This is a genomic window from Streptomyces lacrimifluminis (assembly GCF_014646095.1).
Classification (GTDB): Bacteria; Actinomycetota; Actinomycetes; order Streptomycetales; family Streptomycetaceae; genus Streptomyces; species Streptomyces lacrimifluminis.
The window spans coordinates 457,618-480,656 of record NZ_BMMU01000001.1 but is presented as its reverse complement, the minus strand read 5'-3'; the positions used below and the strand labels follow the sequence as shown (position 1 = coordinate 480,656).

The following is a 23,039-nucleotide window of genomic DNA, read 5'->3' as shown; positions in this document are numbered from 1 at the left end:
ACGCACCCCCAACACCCCAAACAAAAACGCAGGGTGCCCTCGAATAACAGAGGGCACCCCACATCAACCGCTCAAGCCGGACTAGATGTCATAGTCCCGGTTGAGCCGCTCCTCCTCGTCCCGCATCCCCCGCTCCGTCTCCTCGTCGCGCGACCGCCCGCGCTCCGGGTTCTCCTCCTGGCCCGGCCGACGCCGACCCTGCTGGCCCGCCTGACCCGGCTGGCCCGGCTGGCCCTCCTGGCCCTCCTGGCGGTGACCCTTCCGGGCCTGCTCCATCTTCTCCTTGGCCTGGCGAGCCTTGTCCTGCATCTCGTCCTTCATGCCCATGTGGGTTCACTCCCGTAAGTGGGTGAGGGGATGGGGGCTCGACCAGATTTGCACGCCAGGACAACGCACGCATTTCGATCAGTCACGTTCAGTCACCGACCGCGCCGGACCCCCGCCGTGCCCCCGCTCCCCGGGCCTGCTCGTCCGCCGCTCCACCCGCGCCCACGAGCCCGGTGCCCATCCCCTGCAACCGCCCGGAGAACCGCCCGACCTCCCGTTGTCCCACCGCGCCGATCAGCCCCGGCAGATACCCGCGTACCCCCTGCATCCCGCGCAGCCACCACTGCCCGTACACATGGCTGGAGCGCCGCTCGATCCCCGCCACGAGCCGGTCGACGGCGGGCCCCAGCGGATACGTCTTGCCGGCCGGCCACGGCAACCGCTGGCGCAACTCTCGCATGACGTCGTCCTGGTCGGCCCCGCGCACCATGTCGGTGTCGGTCCACGACAGATACGCGACCCCCACCCGGACACCCTTGTACCCGACCTCGGCCCGCAGACAGTGCGCGTACGCCTCGACCCCGGACTTGGACGCGCAGTACGCGGTCATCATCGGCGCCGGGGTGATGGCGGCCAGGGACGCGATCTGGAGCAGGTACCCCCGGCTCTCGGTCAGCACCGGCAGGAACGCCCGGGCGGTGACCGCCGACCCGATGAGGTTCACCTCGATGACCCGCCGCCACGCCTCCGGGTCGGAGTCGGCGAAGGGCCCGCCGCTCGCGACCCCGGCGTTGGCGACGACGATGTCGACCTTCCCGAACCGCTCCTTGACCTCCTCCGCCACCCGGGACATCGCCTCGTGATCCGTGACATCGGCGTACCAGTACGCGCTGTCGGTGTGCAGACGCTCCGAGACCTGCTTGAGCTCGCCGGCCTCCAACCCGACCAGCGCCACCCTGGCCCCGCGAGCGGAGAGCTTGCGCGCGAGCAGCTCACCGACCCCTCGAGCGGCTCCCGTGACGACAGCGACCTGCCCGTCCAGACCGACCTTGCTCATGCGCTCTCCTCGATAGGTACGCCGATGTCCACCTGGGTGCCCCGCGAAGCCGACCGCCCACTCGACCGCCCACCCGACTGCCCATACTCCGCGACGAGTTCACGGATCACCGCGGTCACCGCCCCCGGCGCCTCGACCGGCGTCATGTGCCCGACCCCGGCCAGCTCGGTCACCCCGTGGCAGTGAGGCAGTGCGGCGGCCAGCGCCCGCGCGTGAACGGGCGGGGTCATCCGATCGGCCGTACCGACGACGACAGCGGCCGGAACCGTCAAATCCCGTACATGAGCGTCGAGTTGCACCCCGTCCAGTACCCGCGCCCACGCGTACCGCACCTTGCGCGGGCACGCGTGCACGATGCGGGCGCACGCCTCGACCATGACAGGTGACGAACCGGCGCCCATCGTCGCGTACTTGAGGATGCGCCGGGAGACCGGCGTCACCGGCCCCATCGGCGCGCGTGAGGTGAGGCTCCGCCGGGTGAGCCAGGTGCGCAGTCGCCCGGCACGCATCGGGAGGACCAGTGATTCGACGACCAGCCGTGAACTGCCGGTACTGCACAGCAGTACGGCCGCCGCATGCTCCCGGAACCCCGGACGAGCGGACGCGGCCAGGACCGTCATCGCGCCCATGGAGTGCCCCACGACCACGGCCTTCTCCCCGGGGGCGAGAGTGGCGGCGAGGACGGCGTCCAGGTCGTCGGCGAGTACGTCGGTACTGCAGACGGGGCTCGCCGGGCTGCGTCCATGACCGCGCTGGTCATAGGCGACGACCCGGTGATCGGTGGCGAGTTCGCGGATCTGGGCGGCCCAGAAGGCGGTGGAGCAGGTCCAGCCGTGCGCGAGGACGACCACGGGCCCGTCGTCCACACCGTGCACCTCGACATGCAGCCGGGCCCCGTCCGCCGAAACAGCGGTGAGCTCACGGACGGGGACGGGCGGGGTGTACGGGCCGCCCGCCACAGACATCAGCCGGCTCATGCGCCCACCTCTACCGTCGAGTTGATGTCACCGGTGCTGGTGCTGGTGCTGGTGCTGGTACTGCCGACCGCCCGCAGCACCTCGTACTCGGCGAGATCCACGCGCCGGGTGGCCCGCCGGAACTCGGACGTCGTACCGGGCCAGATGGTGGTGTTGCGCCCGTTCGCGTCGAGGTACCAACTGCTGCACCCACCCGTGTTCCAGACCGTGCGCAGCATCCGCTCCTGGACCCGGTCGTTCCAGGCGTCGACGGCGGCGGGCCGGGCGTCGAGCGCCACCCGCCCCCCGAGAACGCCCAACTGCCTTACGTAGTCGGCCATATAGCTCAGCTGGGACTCGATCATCAGGATCATGGAGGAGTTCCCGAGGCCGGTGTTGGGCCCGATGATCGTCATCCAGTTCGGGAATCCGGCGGCAGAGGCACCGCGCAGTGCCCGCATCCCGCTGCCCGCCCAGGCCTCGGCGAGCGTACGCCCGTCGGCGCCGACGACCCGGTCGGCGATGGGCATGTCGGTGACATGGAACCCCGTACCGAAGACGATGGCGTCGACCTCTGCCGTACTCCCGTCGGCGCCGACCACGGTGGAGCCCCGTACCTCGCTCAACCCACTCGCCACGACATCGACGTTGGGCCGGGTGAGCGCCGGATAGTACGCACTCGACAGCAGGATGCGCTTGCAGCCGATGCGGTAGTCGGGGGTGAGCTTGGCGCGCAGGGCGGGATCCTTGACGGCCCGGCTCATGTTGCGCTTGGCCAGCGCCTCCACCACACCGAGCTCGCCCGGATGCTTGGTGAAGGCCTGGACCTGCAACTCCCGCATGCCCCACAGGAGTCCGCGCCGCAACCGGGTGGTGAAGGGCAGCGCGCGGTGCACGGCTCGCTCGGCGTCGCCGATGGCCCGGTCGACGCGGGGCATCACCCAGGGCGGGGTGCGCTGGAAGACGGTGAGGCGGGAGACGTCGGGCTGGATGGCGGGCACGATCTGGATCGCGGATGCCCCGGTCCCGACCATCGCGACCCGCTTGCCGCGCAGGTCGTAGTCGTGGTCCCAGCGGGCGGAGTGGAAGACCTTGCCGGGGAAGGTGTCGAGCCCCGGGACGTCCGGCACCTTGGGATCGGAGAGGGGCCCGGTGGCGGAGACGACGAGATCGGCGAGCAGGGTCCCGCTACTGGTCTCGATGACCCAGGCCAGCCGGTTCCCGTCCCACGTCATCTTCTTCACCTCGGAGTTGAGGCGGAGATGGGGCCGCAGTCCGAAGAGATCGGTGACGTGCTCCAGATAGGCGCGGATGTGCTCCTGCCCGGAGAAAGCGCGCGGCCAGTCGGGGTTGGGCGCGAAGGAGAACGAATAGAGGTGGGACGGCACGTCGCAGGCGCATCCCGGATAGCTGTTGTCGCGCCAGGTACCACCGACGCTGCCGGCCCGCTCCAGCACGACGAAGTCGGTGACCCCTTCGCGGCGCAGCCGCACGGCGGCCCCGAGCCCCCCGAACCCGGACCCGATCACCGCCACCCGCACATGTTCGTGTTCGGCTTCCCGTTCGGCCATGCCGATGCCCTTCCCTGCGCGACCGCGCCAGTGAACACTGGCGCAATGGGGAGAGTAGAGGAGGACCGTACTGATGGGTAGGGTCCGGAAGAAGGAAAGTTACCGACGGTACGTCCTAAGGTTCCGACGTGGCAGACGCAGACGCAGCGGAGAACACCGAACAGCGTGAGTACCGGATGGAGGAACTGGCCAAACTGGCCGGCATCACCGTCCGCACCCTGCGCTTCTATCGCGAACGCAAACTGATCCCGCCACCCCGCCGCGCGGGCCGCATCGCCTGGTACGACGACCACCATCTGGCCCGACTGCGCACGATCTCGGCGCTGCTGGAACGCGGGCACACCCTCAACGGCATCGCGGAACTGGCCGAGGCCTTCGACAACGGCCGCGACGTCGCTGACCTGCTCGGCCTCGGCGCCCCCACCGAGGAGACCCCGGTCCGCCTCACCCCCGAGGAACTCGCCGACCGCTTCGGCCCGGACGCCACCCCCGAGAACCTCGCGGCCTCGATGGACCTCGGCTACCTGGGCACCGACGGCGAACAGATCGTCCACATCAGCCGCAGCCTCCTGGACGCGTCGGCGGCGCTGGTCCAGGAGGGCATCCCGCTCTCGGCCGTCCTGGCGGCGGGCCGACAGGTGCGCGACCACGCGGACGCCCTGGCCGAGATCTTCACGACCGTCATCCTCACCCACGCCCCGCAAGCGGACCCGGCCCGCCTGCGCCCCCTGGCCCAGCGGGTGGTGGAGGCGGAACTGTCCCTGGCGCTGGACCGCCAACTCAACAGACGGTCGACTTCCTGAAGATTCACTCCATAGAAGTAATTTCCAACCAATAGAGAACAAACCTGAGTTCGCACTCCGAAAGTGGGACCGAAAGACCCCGGCGACTGTCCTACCAGCCCCGGGGCACGGCCGACACTGACTAAGGAGTGCCAACGTGCCCAAGAGTAGTTGCTCACAGGCTCCGCCGACTTCACCTTCCGGCGGTCAACCACGCGCCCTCGCCGCACTACGCCTCAGCAACTTGACCAGCGTGACCACCTCCCCCGCCCGGCAGCGCGCCACCATTCAACTCTGCGCCGAACGCCTCGACTTCGCGCTCATCGGCGAAGCTGCTGACCTTGGCGTCTCAGCGCGCCAGACGTCTCCATTCGAGAGGCCGTCCTTGTCCTCCTGGCTGCGTCGCCCGCAGGAGTACAGCGCTGTCGTGTGGTCCCACGTGGACCGCGCCGTGCGATCCGTGGCACACATGGACGAGTTGTCGGCTACCGCAAGGCGCCGCACCCGTCCGGTAGCGGATGGTGCCTGACTCCTGACCCCGAATCGACCACAGTCGTCCGAACCATCGTGGAAGAAGTTCATGCGGGACTCTCACTGATCGCCATCGCACGGAAACTCAACGAGACAGGCGCACTGGTGCCACGCGACCGCCACGCCCAGCTTCAAGGGCGTCCACTGGGAGGCCGACGCCACGGACGCGACTTCGAACGCTTCCGCTGGACGTCCGGAACCCTGTCCAAGGTGTTGCGCAGCCCGTCGCTCATGGGTCATCGCGTGCATCAAAGGCAGACCGTTCAGACCGTTCACGATGCCACAGGAGCACCCGTACTGATCGGTCCACCGTTGCTCACCGAAAGCGCGTTCCACCTACTCCAGGCCGTTCTCCTGGCCCGTTCGAACGGCACCCGTCGCAAACGCTGGACGGCAAATGCCCTGCTCACTGGAGTGGCTCACTGCGCAGGCTGTAAGGGGCGCATGTACTTCGCCCTACGGAAGGGGTATCCGTACGGCGACTACGGGTGCCGCGCCACTGCTCGAGGCGACGTGTGCCCTGCGCCCTCCTCAGTGCGCTCGGACTGGCTTGAGGAATACGTCCTCAGCCACTACCACCAGACAGCCCCGGCGGAAGCGGAGGTTACCCGGGAGGCCCTTCTTCGCGACGGAGTCCGCGTCACGGTCGCCAAAGGCCGTAAAGGGGGAGACGCCAAGCGCATGACAGGGCCTGACACCTCGCGCCTGGCCTTCACCATGCAAGCACCACCAGCCGTACGGCCTGAGAACTGAGACCACCGGGGCGGGCCGCAGAGATCAGCGCGGTCCGCCCCACACTGTCAGCTCGCGAAGACCACCGTCACCGGAGCATGGTCCGACCACCGCTGCTCATGGCTGGCGGCGCGTTCCACGATCCCCTTGACCGCGCGCCCTGCGATCCCAGCTGTCGCGGCAATCAGGTCGATCCTCCACCCTGAATCGTTATCAAAGGCACGCCCCCGGTAAGACCACCACGAGTACGGCCCCTCGACCTCCGGATGCAGCGCCCGCACCACATCCACGAACCCGCCGTCCGCCGCGTCGAGCACCCGCCCGAGCCACTCCCGCTCCTCCGGCAGGAACCCGGAGTTCTTCTGGTTGGCGCGCCAGTTCTTGAGGTCGGCGGGCTGGTGGGCGATGTTCCAGTCGCCGCAGACGACGACCTCGCGCCCGTCGGCGGCGGCCCGCTCCCGCAGGCCCTTGAGATAGGGCAGGAACTCGTCCATGAAGCGGATCTTCTCGTCCTGCCGCTCGGTGCCGACCTCGCCGGACGGCAGATACAGGCTGGCGACGGTGACGCCGGGCAGGTCGGCCTCGACGTACCGGCCGCTCCCGTCGAACTCGGCGGAGCCGAAGCCGACCTGGACGCGGTCGGGCTCGCGGCGGCTGTAGAGGGAGACACCGGCGCGGCCCTTGGCGGCGGCGGGCGCGTGCGTGACGTACCAGCCCTCGGGGGCGCGGACCTCCTCCGGCAGCTGCTGCGGTTCGGCGCGCACCTCCTGGAGGCACAGCGCGTCGGCGGAGGTCCCGGCGAGCCACTCCACGAAGCCCTTCTTGGCGGCGGCGCGGAGTCCGTTCACATTCACAGTGGTCACAGTCAGCACGCGGGCACGATACCCGGAGAGCGAAATCACCTGGCGACAGCGACATGCATACATGTACCGTGAACGGCATGAATATCCGACGGGTCTCCTTCGACCACCCCGACGCCGTCAAGCTCAACGACCAGGTCCAGGCCGAGTACGCCGCCCGCTACGAGGACGAGGGCGACGCCACCCACCTCGACCCGGCGATGTTCGACCCGCCGTCCGGCCTGTACCTGATCGCGTACGACGAGCAGGACCGCCCCGTCGCCACCGGCGGCTGGCGCGGCCACGACGACGACACCGACGAGGGCTACCTGACCGGCGACGCCGAGCTGAAGCGGATGTACGTCGTCGAGGAGGCGCGCGGACTCGGCCTGGCCCGCCGCATACTCGCCGCCCTGGAGGAGGACGCCCGCGCCGCCGGCCGCACCCGCATGGTCCTGGAGACGGGCGACCGGCAGCCGGAGGCCATCGCCCTGTACACCTCCAGCGGGTACGAACCCGCCGAGAAGTTCGGCTACTACCGCCACCACGAGGCGAGCCGCTGCTACGCCAAGAGCCTGTAGGGCCGACAGAGGGGTCGGTTCCTCACGCCCGCGGAAACGCCGGCACCGCCAGTACCCGGCGATGCGTCTCGTCCGCCGGGGGCAGATCCAGCTTGGTGTGCGCGGTACTGGCCGTGGCCTCGGCCCTGGTCCCGGCGGCGTTGTCGCCGCGGCGGAGGCCGGTGGACCTGGCAGGGATCCGGGACTGACCGCCCCGGGCATGCCGAGGCCGTACAGCCCGGCTTCAGGCCCGCTTCGCCGCCATCGGCTTGGATCGCCGCGTCTACTTATGGGTCACCTCGCCGTGCCGAGGGGAAGACTCATGGTGACGTGGAGTCGCGCGGATGCCGACACCGCGTCGTGAGGGGAAGGCTGGTGGGCGTCATGGCGAGAACCGGCCGCTGGCCGTGGAGCGCGGTCGTGGGCTTCTGGCCGCCGGGCGATCAGTGTGCTTCCCTGAAAGCAGAACTGCATGAATCCGTCCGCAACTCAGCATACTCAAAGCCGAGTTGTGGGCCGACGCACGCCCACAACGACCACATCCACACCGTCGTGCCCGGGGCAACTGCCGGGTGCGGCAGTCCAAGTGAGCACGGGGGGTTCGTGGAGAAGCCACCGACCGACGTGGACCTGGGTATGCCGGACCTGGCCGGACAGTCGGAGCAGGATCTCGGCGCCCTGCCCGCCGGCCCACTCGGTCAGATCCTGAGGCGGGTCGTGTACGGCCACGCGGACCCGAACAGCGGTGCGTCCTCGTTCGATTCAGCACTGCCGCCGGACACCGCGTCGCGCTCGATTCGGATGCGCGCCGGGTCTCGGGAGGTGGCGCATGGAGACGGTACGGCCTTTTCGTGAATGGGTGGTAAAGGTCTCTCAGCAGTGCAACCTCGCCTGCGACCACTGCTACGTGTACGAACTGCGGGACACCAGTTGGCGGCACAAACCCGGGGTGATCGCGGAGGAGTCGGCCGCGCGGCTCGCCGAGAGGGTGGCGGAGCACGCCCGGGTTCACGGCCTGCCCGAGGTCCGCGTCGTGCTGCACGGCGGGGAACCGCTGCTCGCCGGGAGACGGCGGATCGAACACATCGTCTCGGCCTTGAGGTCCGCGCTACAGGGCGTGTCGGATTGTGATATCTCAGTACAGTGCAACGGGACACTCCTCGATCCTGAGTGGCTGGATCTGTTCCGCCGGTACGGGGTGTCTGTGGGGGTCAGCCTCGACGGCGACCGCGCCGCGAACGACCGCCATCGGCGTTCCAGGAACGGCCGGAGTAGCTACACCGCCGTTCTGAAAGGGCTGGAACTGTTGAGGCGACCGGAGAACAGAGCGCTGTACAGCGGTCTGCTCTGCACGGTGGACATAGCCAACGATCCGGTGGCGGTGTACGAGGAGTTGCTCTCCCACGAGCCCCCCATGATCGACTTCCTCCTTCCCCACAGCACGTGGGAGCATCCGCCGCCCGGCCATGACACCGCGGCGACGCCCTACGCCGACTGGCTGCTGGCCGTCTTCGAGCGCTGGTACACCGCGCCGGTCAGGGAGACGGGGATCCGCCGCTTCGAGAACATCATGGAACTGTCGCTCAGCGGCCGGCTCCCGTCGGCGCCCACAGGGCCCGTGGTCTCCGACTTCATCGTGGTGGAGAGCGACCTGTCGGTGGAACTCCCCGACAACCTCAAAGCCGCCTACGACGGCGCCGCGGCGACCGGACTGAACCTGCTCGACCACGACTTCGACACGGTGGCCCGGCATCCGAGTGTGGTGACGGCCCGTGGAGCGGAACCGGCCCCGCTCGCCGCCGACTGCCTCGACTGCCCCGTGGTCCGGCTCTGCGGCGGAGGGCTGCGGGCCCACCGCTTCCACCCCCGCAACGGATTCGACAATCCGAGCGTCTTCTGCGCCGACCTCCGCCCGCTCACCGCGCACATCCGGGACCGAGTGGCGGCCGACGTCAGAGAACTCCTCGGGAGGGCCTCGTGACCGAGCCCATGGGATTACGCATGACGTCCGAGGACTTCGGCGCGCTGGCCCGCTGCCGTCCTGCCGCCTCGGCGCTGGCCGTACTCCGCAGAGGGCAGATCAGCCGACGTCTGCTGCTCCTGAAGGGCCTGGCCGACTCCGCCCGGCGGGCCGTGCCGGGCCTGGGGGCGGAGAGCGCGATCGCGGGCTGGGGGCTGTGCGTCCAGGCGTACGCGGCGAATCCCCAGGCCTTCGAAGAGGTGTTGCTGCACCCGCATGCCGGCGTCTGGCTCGGGCGGAGTCTACGCGCCCTCCACGGCACCGGCACGGACAAGGACCTCGCCGTCGACCTCACCCGGCTGGGGACGTTCGGGCACGCCGCCGCGTTACGCGCCGGGCTGCGGCCGAGACTGACCCTTCCAGCCCATGACGGGCTGCTCTGGCTGCCCACGCTGGGCGGAGTCCGGCTGCCGGAGGGCACGGGCACCGTCCGGCTGGACGGCTGGATCCTGCAGCTCCCGGACCAGGAGACGGACCTTCGCGAGAACGAACGGGACGACGGACATCGTGGCGGCGCGGCGCGCCGGTTCACGCCCTGTCGTCTGACGGTTCCGTCCGCCGCGCCCGTACCCCGCCTGTCGGTGGTGGTGGAAGACATCGATCCGTACCGGGACGTCCACGGTTTTCCGGTCCAGGACCGGCAGACCCCGGCACAACTCGCCGCCTGGCACACCGTGCTGGAGCAGGCGTGGAGACTGCTCGACGACCTGATGCCCGAGCGGGCCGCCGACTGTGCCGTCCTGTGGTCGGCGCTGGTCCCGCTGCAGCCCGGGCCGCGCGGGCGTGGGCGCAGTTCATCCACCCGTGAGGCGTACGGAGCGGTGGCTGCCGCTCCCGAGCGGGATCCGGTGCGGCTGGCCGAGACCGTGCTCCACGAAACGAACCACATAGCCCTGGCGGCTCTGACCGATCTGGTCGACCTGACCGACCCGCACGACCGGACCCTCCTCCGCGTGGGCTGGCGCCCCGATCCCCGGCCGCTGGGCGCCGCGTTCACGGGGACACACGCCCACCTCGGCCTGCTGGAGTTCTGGTCGCGTGTCTACCACGCGCTCGACGGCGCACCGGCCCGTGCGGCCGAGGCACGGCTGCACCGGTACGGCCGGCAGGTGGCCGCGGCCCTGCGGGTTCTGCGGCGCAACGAGGCCGCTCTGACGTCCTGGGGAACCTACTTCCTCGAACGCATGACCGACGAGGCGGAGCTGCACGGCTTCCGGGTGCGTCGACCACGCGTGATTCACCCCTCCGTGGGGTCGGGCATCGAGAGATCGACGCCCGTCCGGGTGATCCAGGGAGAAGGGGAGAACATCCCTCCTTCCGGAACCGCCGAGGCCAGGCCTCCACCGCCGTGGTCGACGGGCAGCGCGGCAAGCAGCGGTTCCGCTGTCGCGCAACGCGCGGACGGGGCGGTCAACCATGGGGAGGAGGGGGCGTGGGCGGAACGGGTTGCGCGGCGGTGCGCCTGCAGCGAGACATCGAATGCCGCCTATTGTGCACAAAAACCCTTTGTCTTTATTTCTCCTATATTCGAATATCAAGCCGTTTTGGTGTGGCTGAAGTCGGGGAGGGTGGCGGCACGCTCCTGGCCTCTGTCCGGCGCAGCCCGAGGCTGCCCGCGCCATGGGGCCGTGCCAAGCAACTGGAGTCACCTTGAGCCACTTCTATCTGAGTCACGTCCGCACCGTCGACGAGGAGTGGGTCGCGTCGTTCTTTCACGACCTCTGCCGGGTGGTCGCTGAGCGCACCGGGCGTTCCCCGGAGGCCGTGGGTGTCCGCGGGAAGCCTCACTCGCCGGACGTGTCGGTGGATCTGCTGGGCCGGTCGACCGTCCTGGTCGTGCTGCACTCATCACGCTACTTCAGCCAGTCCTACTGCCGGGCCGAGTTGTCCTACTTCCAGCGGCGGCTCAACATGCAGTGGTCCAGGACCGGCCGCAGTGCCGACGCGGTCGTCCCCGTCATGTGGGAGCCCGACCCCGCGCACACGCTGGACGCCGTCGCCCCGGCCACACCCCTGAGCGTGCGGTCGGCGGCCTATCGGCGCGACGGGCTGCTGCACCTGCTGCGGCTGAAGGCGCGCTACCGGTCCGAGTACGAGGAGGTGCTGAGGGCCACCGCCGACCGCATCGTCGTCGCCGCGGAACGGCTTCCCGAGGTGCACGGATTCGATGCGACCGGCAGTCATTCCCCCCTCGGCGTGCCCACTCCCGTCGGCGGCCAGACGGTCAGTTTCGTCGTGGCGTCCACCGCCCAGGACGACCTGCCCGCAGAGCGGCACTCCAGCCAGTACTACGGCAAGACGGCCCTGAACTGGTCTCCGTACGCTCCGGGGGAGCACGAGGCCCTGGTGTCGCTGGTGAAGAACACCGCCACGGCACTGGACTTCACCGCCACCGTGCTGCCGCTGAACGAGGAGACCGTCGACCGGATCACCCGGGAACAGGACCCCGAGCAGCTCGTCGTGCTCCTGGTGGACGCCTGGGTGGCCATGCGGCGGGAGGAACGCCGGCTGCTGGCGGCCGTGGACGAGCGAAGTCCCGAGGCGACCACGGCGCTCGAACCCAGGGCCCGCGACGACACCGAGTCGGTCGAACGGACGGTCACCCTCGACGAACTCCTGGACCACACCCTCCCTCTGATGCGCGGTCAGCACAGCGAGGACGAACGCTGGGGGCTGCCGGACGCGGAGAGCTTCACCTCGTCCCTGCGCAAGGTTCTCATCCGCCTCCAGAACGAGGCGCTCAAGTCGGTCGAAGCCGTTCGGTCCCCGGCAACGCCGGCCGATGGCCTCCATACGTTTCCCCTGCTCGGAAGGTATTCCTCATGACGTTCGACTCGGGTGACGCCGACACCCGCGAGTCCGGCACGATCGTCACGTTCTACTCGTTCAAGGGCGGCACCGGTCGCACCATGGCCCTGGCGAACGTGGCCTGGATCCTGGCCAGCAACGGTAAACGTGTACTGGCCATGGACTGGGACCTGGAGGCGCCGGGTCTGCACCGCTACTTCGCGCCGTTCCTCGGCGACCCGGAGCTCGACTCCACTCCCGGTGTCATCGAACTCGTCCGCGGGTTCGACCTGGCCAGGCCGAGGCCCGCCGACGGCGACTACAGCCAGTACGCCCGAGTGGAGCGCTTCGCCTCCACCCTGGCGGTGAACTTCGACAGCGGCGGCTACGTCGACTTCGTGTCCCCGGGACGCAAGACCCCCGAATACTCCGAGACGATCAACACGTACGACTGGAAGGGGTTCTACGACCGTCGGGGCGGCGCGGCCTTCCTGCAGGCCCTGCGTGAGGACATGCGGCGCAACTACGACTACGCCCTGATCGACAGCCGGACAGGCTGGAGCGACACGTCCGGCATCACCACGACGGCCATGCCCGACGTGCTGGTCGACTGCTTCACGCTGAACACCCAGTCGGTGGACGGCAGTGCCAGCGTGGCCGCGGAGGTACGGCGCAGCGTCCCGCACGTCAGGATCCTCCCCGTGCCCATGCGGGTCGAGGACGCCGAGCAGGAGAAGCTCGCGGTCAGCCGGGGCCATGCCCGCCAGCGCTTCCAGGAGTTCCTGAAGGACACACCGCGGGCCGCCGACCCCGACGGTTACTGGGGCGCGGTGGAGATCCCCTACAAGCCGTTCTTCGCCTACGAGGAGGTGCTGGCCACCGTCGCGGACACACCTCGCCAGCCTGCCTCCCTACTGGGCGCCTACGAACGCCTCACCTCGGTGATCACGGACGGTCAGGTGACGGCCCTGCGGCCGGTCGAGGAGCCGGTGCGCAGGCAACTGCTCGCCCGCTTCCAGCGGGTACCGGTACCCGGCGGTCGCCTCGTGCCCCGGGTACGGGTCGACTACGCGCTGCGCGACGGCGCCTGGGCGGAGTGGATCGCGGCCCAGTTGCAGGCCGCGGGGATCTCCGTGGCACTGCGCGGAAGCAGCCCGTCCATGCGGTTGCCCAACGAGCCCGCGGCCGGGGCCGACGTGGTCATCGCGCTCCTCTCGCCCGACTTCGCCACCACACCGGTCGCCGACGAGGTACGCGCGCTGGTGACGGCCCCCGAACCGCCCAAGATCATCGGCCTGCGCACGCGGGAGCACCAGCCGGAGCCGGCGCTGCGCGGGCTGCCGGGATTCACGCTGGTGGACGTGTCCGCCGCTCAGGTGCTCAGCAAGGTCTTCGGCCTGCTCGAACTCGAGGCCCCGGCCTCCGCCGTCAGTGAGTTCGCCTTTCCGGGCCTGGCCCCCCAAATCTTCAACGTGCCGCGCCGCAACAACGCCTTCACCGGGCGCGACGTACAGCTGGACCGGCTGCGGTCCGAACTGAGTTCTGAATCTCTGCGTTCGGACACGCCCGCGGGCAGGGTCTTCCTGTACGGCCTCGGCGGGATCGGAAAGACCCAGATCGCGCAGGAGTACGTCCACCGGTACGGTTCCCAGTACGACCTCGTGCACTGGATCCCGGCGGAACAGCCCAACCGGATCCCGCAGCTCCTCGCGGAGCTCGGACTGGAGCTGGGAATTCCGGGCGACACGGTCGACGAACGTGCCCAGGCGACCATGACGGCGCTGGAAAGCGGCAATCATGGTCGCTGGCTGCTGGTTTTCGACAACGTCACCGAAAGCCAGGGCACGAACGGCGAGACCCAGAACAGGGACGAGGGAGACACGACGGTGGAGCGGTATCTTCCCGCCGACGGGCCGGGGCACGTCATCCTCACCGCCCGGCGTTCGCCTCACGAGGAGAACCGGATCGCCGTGGAGGTCGACGCCTTCAACAGGTCCGAGAGCATCGCCCTGCTGCGCCGCAGGGTGGACGGCCTCTCCGTGGGCGACGCCGACCGGATCGCCGAGACGCTCGGCGACTTCCCGATGGCCATGGAGCTCGCGGCGGCCTGGCTGCGGCAGACAGCCATGCCCCTGGACACCTACCTCCAACAGGTCAGGAGCCGGGTCAGCGCGCTTCTGAGCGGAACCGGCGACAGCGGAGACAGCCAGCAGGGGTCCCTCCTGGCGGTCTGGCGGCTGACCGTCGACCGGCTCGGCAACGAGCGGCCCGCGGCGGTCCGGCTCCTCGAACTCTGTGCCTTCCTCTCTCCCGAGCCGATCGCACACTCCCTCCTCTACAGCGACGCCATGCGCAACCGGCTCGCCGAGGAGACCAGCGACGCATCCGTGCTCGACCCCATGGTGATGGGGTATCTGATCCGTGACCTCGGGCGGTACGCGCTGGCCACCGTGGACCAGCAGAGCGGCTCCATCCAGGTCCACCGCCTGGTTCAGGCCGCGGTGCGCGAATGGCTGGGCGAGGACCCCGAGCGCGAGGAACGGACGCGGCACCAGGCACAACTCGTGCTGGCGGGAGCCCTGCCCTCGGCCTCCTTCCACGAGGACAGCACACCGGCCCAGCAGCGGTTCGCGGAGCTGCTGCCCCATCTGGAACCCTCCGACGCGCTGGCCAACACCGATGCGCGGGTGTGCGAGTGGGTCATCCGCCAGGTCCGCAACCAGTGGCGGATCGGCGACCACCGGGCCGCCGCCGCCCTGGGGCAGAAGGCACTCGACAGCTGGACGGAGTCCCTGGGGGCGGACCATCACCTCCGGCTGCGGCTGGCCGCCCAGGTAGCCAACCCGCTGCGCTCCCTGGGCCGTTACCGGGATGCCCACGCGCTGGACGCCGACACACTGCGGCGTCAGCGCGAGCAGCTCGGCCCCGACGACGGCTACACCCTCGTCACCGCCCGCAACTACGGCGCCGATCTGCGTGGCCTGGGCCGTTATCAGGACGCGCTCGACGAGGACCGCCGAACCTACGAACTTTATCTGCACAGCCCGCGCTTCGGCCTCGACCACGAGGAGACCCTCCGGGCGGCGAACAACCTCGGGGTCTCCCTCAACCTCGCGGGCAAGCCCGGCGAAGCCCTGGATCGGGCCACGGAGGCGTACCAGAGGTGCCGGCAGTCCGTAGGGCTGCGGCAGCGGCTCACCTGGGTCGTGGCCAACGGAGTGGCGCTGGACCGCCGGGAGACGGGCGACTACCAGGGTTCCCTCGACCTCCTCATCGAGGTCCGCAGGCAGTTCGTCAAACTCCGGGGCGAGACGTCCAACGACGTGCTGCGCACGGACGCGTCCCTCGCGGTGACCCAGCGCCGCCTCGGCAACTACGCCGAGGCGGAGGCTCTGACGCGCTCCACCCTGAACGTGTACCGGGAGCTCTACGGCGAGGGGCACCCCGACACCATGTCGTGCACGGCCAATCTCGCCTGTGACCTGCTCGCCCTGTCGCTGCTGGATCCGGCCCGGGGATCGGAGGCGATGGACCTCGGAGAGCAGAACTTCGAGCGCTACCGCGAGCGCCTCGACACCGACCACCCGTTCACCCTGGCAGCCGCGACCAACCTGGTGGCCATCCTCAGGAGCCGCGGCGAGACCGAGCGCGCGATGGCACTCGCCGACGAGACGCTCCCGCTCCTCGTCGCACGACTGGGCGACTCGCACCCCGCCACCATCGGCTGCCGCTCCAACCGGGCCGGCGTGCTGGCCGCGCTGGGCCGGTACGACGAGGCGCTCGCCGAGGACGAGAACGCCCGAGAGGCCTATCGCGTCCTCTACCGCGACCATCACCCACGGGTGCTCTGCGCGGAGTACAACGTCGCCCTGGACCGCAGCCTCATGGGTGACGACAACACCCTCCAGGGCGTGCGCGGGGCGGTGCTGGCCGCCGAGCAGGAGTTCGGGTCGGACCATCCCATGGTCCGGGTCATGAACGACCGGAAGCGGATCGACTTCGACCTGGAGATGCCTCCCACCTGAGCCGGCAGTGCGCGTGACCGCCCCGGGCCGGTACCGGGGCGGGGCGGGGCGGTCACGGCACACCGGGTCAGTTGCTCAGGGTCGACCCGTACCTGCGCACGAACCGGCGGACCGTGCGGTTCATCTCCTCCTCCCGCCAGGCGGGCAGGCCCTCCAGGCGGGTGTGCGCCCCGGTGGCGCCGAGCAGTTCCCCGTCCACCACGAACAGGAACAGCAGCCCCACCGGATACGTCGTGTCGAGCGCCCTGACCAGGTCGGCGTCCGGGGGATGCGGGACGATCACGACCACCGGCCCGAAGTCGTGCTCGTGCTCGCGCAGCGTCTCCTCGTCGTGGATGTCGAACTCCTCCAGCAGTTCCTCTCCGATGCGCTGCACCAGATCACCCAGGACACCTGCGCCCGCGGTCAGCGTGACGACGAAGTGGTCCCAGGGCAACGGCTGTTCACTGGCCCGGTGGATGTACCGGCGTGCCGTGTCCGTGGAGAGCGCGGGCAGCACCGCGACCCTGGGGAAGCCGGTGCCGAGGACTCCGCGCATCCGGTCCGCGTCGTCGGCGGGCACCCGGGCGTGGGTCACGCTCAGCTGGATGAGCTCCCGCGAGGCGTCCGGGCCGGACAGGGGCAGCAGTTCGGTGAGGGCGGCGCGCAGCGGGTCGGTCTCGGGCTCGCTCGGCCGTTCGGACAGGAGCCCCGAGGCGAGCCGGTGACGCATCAGCGGGGACAGTGTCTCGACCGGAACCCCCAGCGTCGCGCCGGCCCGGCTCAGGCTCTGCGCATCCACCTCCCGCAGATGGTGGACCACCCGGTGGTGCACCTTGGCTCCGCTCAACTCGGAGTGCATCAGATCGAGTTGGGGACTGATGTCGCGCCGTACGGATTCGATGTCGGCCTTTCCCGACCACACCACCGTCTGGCGTCTGGTCGGGCTGAGCGACCCGAGCCCGCTCTTCTCCAGCGCGTCCAGGGTCACTTCCGGCAGCATCAGCAGGATCACCGGGAACCCGTCGTGCCGGTTGCGCAGCTCCGCCATGGCCAGCTCGTTCTGCACGTGCTCGGACTTCAGGGCATGGCTCGACACGATCAGGAGCATGCCGTGGGCGCTGCCCATGCCGTCGGAGATGGCCTCCATCCAGTCCTGTCCCGGCACCAGGGACTCCCGGTCCACGACGACCGGCTCGCAGCCCTCCTGGTGCAGCAGTTCCTCCATGGCGCGGCGGGCCGGCCAGCAGTTGCAGGTGCAGCCCACAGGTTCGCTGCGGCTGAGGAAGACATGAGGACCGGGCATGGGACTCCTCGTACTGAACGAGTACTGGACCGAGTACTGGACCGTTGTGTGTCAGGGAGCGGGTGGGGCGAAGGGGTCCGGGGCCCCGTCCGGCGGCGGGTGGGCGTGCGTGCGGATGCGGAACCAGCGGGTGCGGCCGGCGTCGAGGTCGACCGTGACCAGACCGTCGGGAGCCGGCCGCAGGACCCTCGGCGGCGCGGCGGGCGGGTGCTCCGGGGCGTCGTGGGCGATCTCGATCAGCTCGGTCCCGGCGGTGGCCTCCGGCAGGGGCACCCGGGCGGTGACCGGGACGTCGGCCGTACTGGTCAGACACAGGACGGCCTGTCCGGCATGGTCGCGCCGGACGGCGGTCAGGCGCGCGTGGCCGGTGGGCAGTCGTTCCACTCCGCCGTGGCGCAGGGCCAGTTGTGCGGCGCGCGCCGCGAGCAGGGGGCGTAGCGCCGAGGACGCCCGCCCTGCCGGGGCCAGGACCGAGGCGGGTACTTCGTGGCAGCCCGGCAGGGCCAGGAGCAGGCAGGCCTGCGGGTGGGGGAGCCCGTCCGGGAGGAACCAGGTGCCGTACGGGAGGAGCGGTGCGGTGCGGGGTATGCGGACCTCGGCTTCGGTGTTCCCACCCGTACCCCCCGTACCCCCCATACCACCGGTGCTGTTCCCGTCCTCCTCGGGCTCGTGAGGCGGGCCCAGGGTGGTCGCGGGGTCCGGGGCGGCGTTCAGGACGAGGTGGCCGGTACCGAGTGCGATGCGAGGGGTGCCTGTCGTGACCACCGCCGCCTGCGGGTAGGCGTCCAGCAGATGGCGCAGGCGGGTGAGGAGGGACACCGGCCAGTGGGCCGTGTCGCCGATCCGGAGTCCGTCGACCGCTTCCTCCAGCAGGTCGTGGGCCCGCCTGAGCAGTTCGCCGGGCGGCAGGTCCTCGCCCGGGGGCGCCAGTTCCGCCAGTACGCGCAGTCCCTGCTCGCGGGCGCGTGCCAGCAGCGTGGCGAACTCCTCCGAGTCGGGCGGCAGGGAGGCGGGCAGGCAGACGTGCCCGATGCCCCGGCGCCGGATGCCGGTCGGCAGCACGGCGTCACCCGCCGGCAGCACCACCCCGACGCTGTCCCGGAGCCAGCCGGGTCCCGCCTCGTCGGGTGGGGAGGGTACGGGACCCGGGGTCAGCAGATGGGTGCGGCCGTCCTCCGCGCGGATCTCCACCTCGCCACCGTGCCCCGACACCAGCAGCAGCCCGCCCGTCGCCGGATGGACCTCCCGTACCCGGAAGGGCATCGGCACCGCCGTGACCGGCCCGCCCTGCGGCCAGGCGAGCCGTAACAACCGGTCCCCACCGTCCGCGGCGACGACCAGCCCGGCATCGGAGAGCAGCGCGAGCGAGGAAGCGGGCGCCGGCAACATGCCCAGCAGCACGACACCACCGCCCGCACCGCCGACACCGCCGACACCAACTGAGTCACCGGCCACGGCTTCCGCCGCCCGGCCGACGGTGCCGGACACCGGGTCCGCCGCCCCGCCGGCCGGCCCGGACCCGGGATCCGCCGCCTCCGTGGTCGCACCCGCCGGGGAATCCCCCGCCCCCGCAGAAACACCAGACGCAACCCCCGCCCGGTCCGCCACCCCACCAGACCGGCCGGACCCGGGATCCGCCACCCCCGCAATCGCACCCACCGCAGAATCCCCCGCCCCCGCAGAAACACCGGACGCGATCCCCTCCACCCCGCCAGAACCCCCGGACGCCGAATCCCCCACCCCCACGGACACATCCGCCGGGACATCACCCACCCCAGCAGAAGCACCAGGTGCGATCCCCTCCACCCCGCCAGAACCCCCGGACGCGGGATCCGCCCCTCCCCCGGCTGCCCCTGCCGAGCCCCCCGACGTCCTCGCCCTCGTCCCGTACACCCGCCCATCCGCCGAGCCCCACACCACCGCCCCCGACCACGGGTCCCCGCACAGAGTCGTGACCCCGGCCCCCGGACCCTGCTGCCACCGTTCGAGGCCGGCGGCCGGGCTCCCGGCCAGGTCGTGCACGGTCACGCCGCCGTGCGCGTCCGCCACGGCCACCAGGCCCGCCCGGACCGAGGACCACAGGCGCACCACCGGCGCGGGATGCGACAGCGTGCCCAGTGTCCGGCCGGGGTCGGCGTCGTCGACGAGGAGGACGTCGTTCGCGGTGGCCAGGCACAGCACGCCGCGTTCCCGGGTCCGGGACCAGCCCACGGCCGTCGGCCGCACCGACAGCGAGTGCGGTACGGCGTCGGCCGTACCGTCCACGGCCGTCGTCACCACGTGCAGTTCCTTGCCGGTCACCACCGCCGTGGCGGCGGGCCCGGCGTCGGCGACCGCGAGCAGGCGCGGCTGCTCGGGCAGATCGACCGCGAGCACGGACTCGCCGTCGTCGATGCGCAGTACGGTCCGGCCGTCCGCGGTCGTCGCGGCTGCCGCCCGGTGGCCCGCCCGTGCGCACAGCAGCGTGCCGCCCAGCTCCGCCTGCGCGGCGAGGAGCGTACCGTCCGCGCGGGCTTCGGCGGCCACGCCGATGCTCAGGGCGGTGTGCTCGCCGTCGTACAGGTCCAGTTCGTGCCACTGGGCGCCGGGCAGCGCCGCACGCAGTCGCAGCTGGACGCGGCCCGCCCCGCTCGCCCCGCAGACCAGGGCGCCCCGCTCCGGGGGCCGGCTCAGGACCAGGCCGTCCGCCGAGGCCCGGACGCCGATGTCCACCTCGGTGTGGACCAGCGCCCGCACCGTCCGTACCTCGTCGGCGTCGGCCCGGGTCAGCAGACCGCGCGGCGGCTCCATGCCCAGCCGTTCCGCCGCCATCACCTGGAGCCGCCAGGCCGGCAGCGACTCCCGTACGGCTTCCGGCAGCCGGGGGAGGAAGCGCAGGATCCAGCGACTGGCCTCGGCCGCCGCGACGCCCTCGGCGAGCACCTGGCGGAAGAGCGGGGTCAGGGTCCGTTCGACCTCGGCCTCGGCGGGCGGTGGGCCGATGGTCGCCGACCACAGCAGTTCCTCGAAACCGCGGACCAGGGGCGGTGCGCAGCGGTGGGCGGTGAGGGTGAAGTCGCGGACCGAGCCGAGCAGGTCGGGGTCCTGGTGGTACAGCTCGCGCCGCAGCTCCGCGCTGACCTCCGGGTACAGCACCAGTGCGCGGCTGTCGGCGGCCTCCACCAGCGGTGAAAAGTACAGCCTGGCCTCCAGACCGGCGCTGCTGTCCGGGGCGAAGCGGAGCCGGGCGCTTCTGAGGAAGTACGGCTCCGCCTGCGCGGCCAGGCACAGCGACCGCGCCAGCCGTACCACGGCGGGCCGGTGCCGGCGCTCTTCCGCGATCAGCCGGAACGCCCTGCCGTGCTCGGGTGCCGCCGTCATCGCCGCCGCCCCGCCCGGCGCGGGTCCTGGCGGGCCGCGGTCTGCGCGAGCCGTACGGACACCCGGCGGTCCAGCGGAACCAGCGCGACCGTCTGCCGTACGGCCGCCGGGTACTCCTCGGCGGGATAGGGCGTGAGACAGACGACGGGGCTGCCCGCCTCCCGCAGCCGGCGCAGATACGGCAGCCAGCTCGCCGGCGAGGAGTGGTGGCGGCCCGGCGACGGCGGTTGCAGGTGCCCGAGGTCGGAGAGCAGGAGCACCGGCTGCCCGTACGGCGACACCGGGTGGGGTTCCCAGGTGCGCCCCCGGTCGCGGCTGACGCCCTGGGCGATGCGCAGGTCCAGCACGCGCAGCCCGCCCGCCGGCAGGATGCGGGCCGCGAGCCGGGTGATCCACTCCTGGTCGTGCCGGAACGGCCGCATCGACTCGCCGCGGTCGATCAGCAGCAGCGCTCCGGCCCGGGTGGTGGTCCGCTGTCGGTAGGGCACCCGCGGTCGGGCGAGCCGGCCACCGGCGAGACTGCGCACGAAGAGGTCCACCAGCCGCAGGTGGTCGACCGCGCGTCCGGTGGTGTGCGTGCCGGCCATCGCGAGGAAGACGGCCCGCTCGGTCTGCGGGTTCCACGGCGGGGCGGGCCGTGGCAGGGCCGTCGGCCAGGGCACGTCGAACGCCTCGGTGTGGCCGAGGAGTTCCTCGGTGCCGTCGTCCGGGGGACCGGACGGATCCGTCTCGCGCCACCAGCCCTCCGCCTCCCGGCCCGGTGTTGGGCGCGCGGCACGGACCAGCAGCAGCGAACCGCCGGTGGCCGACCGGGTGTCCGGGCCGGGAACCTCCTCGGGCGGGCTCGCGGGCGGGCGGGAGGCCCGGTGGTACGGCCCCGCGGCGGCAGCGTTCTCCTCGGCGGGCCCGGATGGTGCGCTCCCCCCGTGGGCCCGGTCGGAGGAACCGGTGCCGTTCCGCGAGCGGCTCGCGCGGGCCGCCGTACCCTCGCCCCGGGACGGCCGAGCCGGGTCCGCGCCACGGCGGGCGGGGCTGTCGGACGGGGTGTCGGCGCGGGGGGACGGGGTGTGATCGGCGGAGGGAAGCGCCACTCCCAGGGCCGCGGCCAGCGTGGTCAGGCCGTCCGGGTCGGACACCCCGAGGGCACGGGCCGTCCGCAGGAGATCCCCCAGCCGGGCCGGGCCTCGGTTCATGTGTAGGGAAAGGGGTCGGAGGATGCCTTCGTCATGGCGAGGCCCGCGACCGCCCGCCACTCCGGCGACGCGGCCGTCAGGCCCATCTGGCGGCAGGCCCGCAGGGTGTCCAGGAACTCGGCGGTGCTCGCCGTCGGCCGGGTCGCCATCGACTCGTTCTCGAACATGGCGGCCAACTCCACGGTGAGCGCCTCGTCGTAGTCGTCGCCCATGTGCAACCGGGCGACCTTCAGCAGGTGTTCACGGTCGGGCGACTCCAGCCTCAGCAGGATGCAGCGCCGCAGGAAGGCGGCGGACAGTTCCCGTTCCTCGTTGCTCGTGATCACCACCAGGGGTGCGCCCGTGCCCTCGGTCGCCGTCACCGTGCGGCGGTCGGGGCCGACGAAGCGGAGGTTGTTGAGCGGATCGAGAAGGGCGTCCGGGACATCGGGGTCGGCCTTGTCGATCTCGTCGATGAGGACCACCGCGGGACGGTCGCGCAACGCGGGCGGGTCCTCCTCGTCCAGGGTCGGATCGAGCGCCTTCCACAGGGGGCCGGGCCGGAAGTAGGCCCGCGAACCGGGTTCCTGGAGCGTGCCCTGCGTGGCGTCGTTGAGCTGGCGGAACGCCTCCTCGCGCCAGAGCAGGTCGTGCGGTTCGGTGCGGGCGGTGACCACCTCGGCGTAGTAGCGGAAGCGCATCAGCCGTGCCACGTTCGGCGCGAGCGCCGACTTCCCCGAGCCGGGCGGACCGAGCACCAGCAGGGGACGGCCGGACGCCAGAGCGACGTTGACGGCGAGGACGGTCCGGTCGTCGAAGAGGTAGACCTGGTCGTCGAGGCGGCCCGTGCCGCGTGCCGGCGTACGGCCGGCCCTCGCAGGCCGGTAGGTCTCCTCGGCCGGGTCGAAAAGCTTGATCAAGCCCACTGCCCCCCGTCATCAGCCCGCGCCTACGGCGCACCGCACCCCGTTGCACTCTTCCCCATGGGACGTACGGCCACTACTCGGTCGCCGAATATGGCCGACAGCACGGTTCTCCCCGAGAAGCCGAACCGGTCGGGCTCGGAGCGGTCGAATCAGAGGACGCCGGACAAAC

At 71.1% G+C, this 23,039-nt stretch carries 17 protein-coding genes and 1 pseudogene; 8 read left to right on the top strand and 10 right to left on the bottom strand.

The window, feature by feature from the left end; all coding sequences use genetic code 11:
* Nucleotides 1–81: 81 nt before the first annotated feature.
* From IEY89_RS02240 to IEY89_RS02225, 4 genes are all read right to left on the bottom strand, one after another.
* Nucleotides 82–327 carry a hypothetical protein gene (locus tag IEY89_RS02240; protein ID WP_189145482.1) on the bottom strand — a complete coding sequence of 82 codons (246 nt, stop codon included), beginning with the start codon at nt 325–327 and terminating at the stop codon, nt 82–84.
* 88 nt (nt 328–415) lie between these two features.
* Nucleotides 416–1,324, bottom strand: coding sequence for an SDR family oxidoreductase (locus tag IEY89_RS02235; protein ID WP_189145481.1), 909 nt, complete (start codon nt 1,322–1,324; stop codon nt 416–418).
* Nucleotides 1,321–2,301 carry an alpha/beta fold hydrolase gene (locus tag IEY89_RS02230; protein WP_189145480.1) on the bottom strand — a complete coding sequence of 327 codons (981 nt, stop codon included), beginning with the start codon at nt 2,299–2,301 and terminating at the stop codon, nt 1,321–1,323. Before IEY89_RS02230 ends, IEY89_RS02235 begins: the two co-directional genes overlap by 4 nt.
* Entirely contained in the window at nt 2,298–3,851 is a 1,554-nt protein-coding gene (locus tag IEY89_RS02225) for a flavin-containing monooxygenase (protein ID WP_189145479.1), read from the bottom strand. Before IEY89_RS02225 ends, IEY89_RS02230 begins: the two co-directional genes overlap by 4 nt.
* A 176-nt stretch (nt 3,852–4,027) precedes the next feature.
* Between IEY89_RS02225 and IEY89_RS02220 the strand changes: the two genes are divergently transcribed.
* From IEY89_RS02220 to IEY89_RS41830, 3 genes are all read left to right on the top strand, one after another.
* Nucleotides 4,028–4,654 (top strand): MerR family transcriptional regulator, encoded by a 627-nt coding sequence (locus IEY89_RS02220; protein ID WP_189145689.1) that lies wholly within the window; start codon nt 4,028–4,030, stop codon nt 4,652–4,654.
* Nucleotides 4,655–4,790: 136 nt separating this feature from the next.
* The gene (locus IEY89_RS41835) at nt 4,791–5,162 is read left to right on the top strand and encodes a recombinase family protein (RefSeq protein WP_373287173.1); all 372 of its coding nucleotides are present in this window, start codon (nt 4,791–4,793) and stop codon (nt 5,160–5,162) included.
* Entirely contained in the window at nt 5,063–5,917 is an 855-nt protein-coding gene (locus tag IEY89_RS41830) for a recombinase family protein (protein ID WP_373287172.1), read from the top strand. The genes IEY89_RS41835 and IEY89_RS41830 overlap by 100 nt, the downstream gene beginning before the upstream one ends.
* A gap of 47 nt (nt 5,918–5,964) precedes the next feature.
* Here IEY89_RS41830 and IEY89_RS02205 read toward each other — a convergent pair whose 3' ends face one another.
* On the bottom strand, nt 5,965–6,822 hold the full coding sequence (locus tag IEY89_RS02205; RefSeq protein WP_189145476.1) for an exodeoxyribonuclease III: 858 nt from the start codon (nt 6,820–6,822) through the stop codon (nt 5,965–5,967).
* A gap of 14 nt (nt 6,823–6,836) precedes the next feature.
* On the opposite strand from IEY89_RS02205, the gene IEY89_RS02200 reads away from it, so the two are divergent.
* Nucleotides 6,837–7,316, top strand: coding sequence for a GNAT family N-acetyltransferase (locus IEY89_RS02200; RefSeq protein ID WP_189145475.1), 480 nt, complete (start codon nt 6,837–6,839; stop codon nt 7,314–7,316).
* Between the two features lie 22 nt (nt 7,317–7,338).
* On the opposite strand, the pseudogene IEY89_RS40325 reads toward IEY89_RS02200, so the two are convergent.
* Nucleotides 7,339–7,413, bottom strand: a pseudogene (locus IEY89_RS40325) (DNA-binding response regulator); the annotation flags it as partial.
* 741 nt (nt 7,414–8,154) lie between these two features.
* Here IEY89_RS40325 and IEY89_RS02195 point away from each other — a divergent pair.
* Genes IEY89_RS02195 through fxsT form a run of 4 tightly spaced genes read left to right on the top strand, consistent with a single transcriptional unit; the run spans nt 8,155 to nt 16,127 of the window.
* Nucleotides 8,155–9,276: an FxsB family cyclophane-forming radical SAM/SPASM peptide maturase gene (locus tag IEY89_RS02195; RefSeq protein WP_229695010.1), complete on the top strand. Its 1,122-nt coding sequence runs from the start codon at nt 8,155–8,157 to the stop codon at nt 9,274–9,276.
* Nucleotides 9,273–11,054 carry an HEXXH motif domain-containing protein gene (locus tag IEY89_RS02190; RefSeq protein WP_189145473.1) on the top strand — a complete coding sequence of 594 codons (1,782 nt, stop codon included), beginning with the start codon at nt 9,273–9,275 and terminating at the stop codon, nt 11,052–11,054. Before IEY89_RS02195 ends, IEY89_RS02190 begins: the two co-directional genes overlap by 4 nt.
* The gene (gene fsxC, locus IEY89_RS02185) at nt 10,966–12,141 is read left to right on the top strand and encodes an FxsC protein (protein ID WP_229695009.1); all 1,176 of its coding nucleotides are present in this window, start codon (nt 10,966–10,968) and stop codon (nt 12,139–12,141) included. The genes IEY89_RS02190 and fsxC overlap by 89 nt, the downstream gene beginning before the upstream one ends.
* Complete coding sequence (gene fxsT / locus IEY89_RS02180) at nt 12,138–16,127, top strand: FxSxx-COOH system tetratricopeptide repeat protein (protein WP_189145471.1); 3,990 nt, start codon at nt 12,138–12,140, stop codon at nt 16,125–16,127. Before fsxC ends, fxsT begins: the two co-directional genes overlap by 4 nt.
* A gap of 67 nt (nt 16,128–16,194) precedes the next feature.
* Here the strand turns inward: fxsT and IEY89_RS02175 are convergent, their stop codons facing one another.
* Genes IEY89_RS02175 through IEY89_RS02160 form a run of 4 tightly spaced genes read right to left on the bottom strand, consistent with a single transcriptional unit; the run spans nt 16,195 to nt 22,870 of the window.
* Nucleotides 16,195–17,412: a toll/interleukin-1 receptor domain-containing protein gene (locus tag IEY89_RS02175; RefSeq protein WP_189145470.1), complete on the bottom strand. Its 1,218-nt coding sequence runs from the start codon at nt 17,410–17,412 to the stop codon at nt 16,195–16,197.
* 51 nt (nt 17,413–17,463) lie between these two features.
* Complete coding sequence (locus IEY89_RS02170) at nt 17,464–20,772, bottom strand: WD40 repeat domain-containing protein (protein WP_189145469.1); 3,309 nt, start codon at nt 20,770–20,772, stop codon at nt 17,464–17,466.
* On the bottom strand, nt 20,769–21,965 hold the full coding sequence (locus IEY89_RS02165) for a hypothetical protein (RefSeq protein ID WP_189145468.1): 1,197 nt from the start codon (nt 21,963–21,965) through the stop codon (nt 20,769–20,771). Before IEY89_RS02165 ends, IEY89_RS02170 begins: the two co-directional genes overlap by 4 nt.
* On the bottom strand, nt 21,962–22,870 hold the full coding sequence (locus IEY89_RS02160) for an AAA family ATPase (RefSeq protein WP_373287171.1): 909 nt from the start codon (nt 22,868–22,870) through the stop codon (nt 21,962–21,964). Before IEY89_RS02160 ends, IEY89_RS02165 begins: the two co-directional genes overlap by 4 nt.
* Nucleotides 22,871–23,039 lie beyond the last annotated feature (169 nt).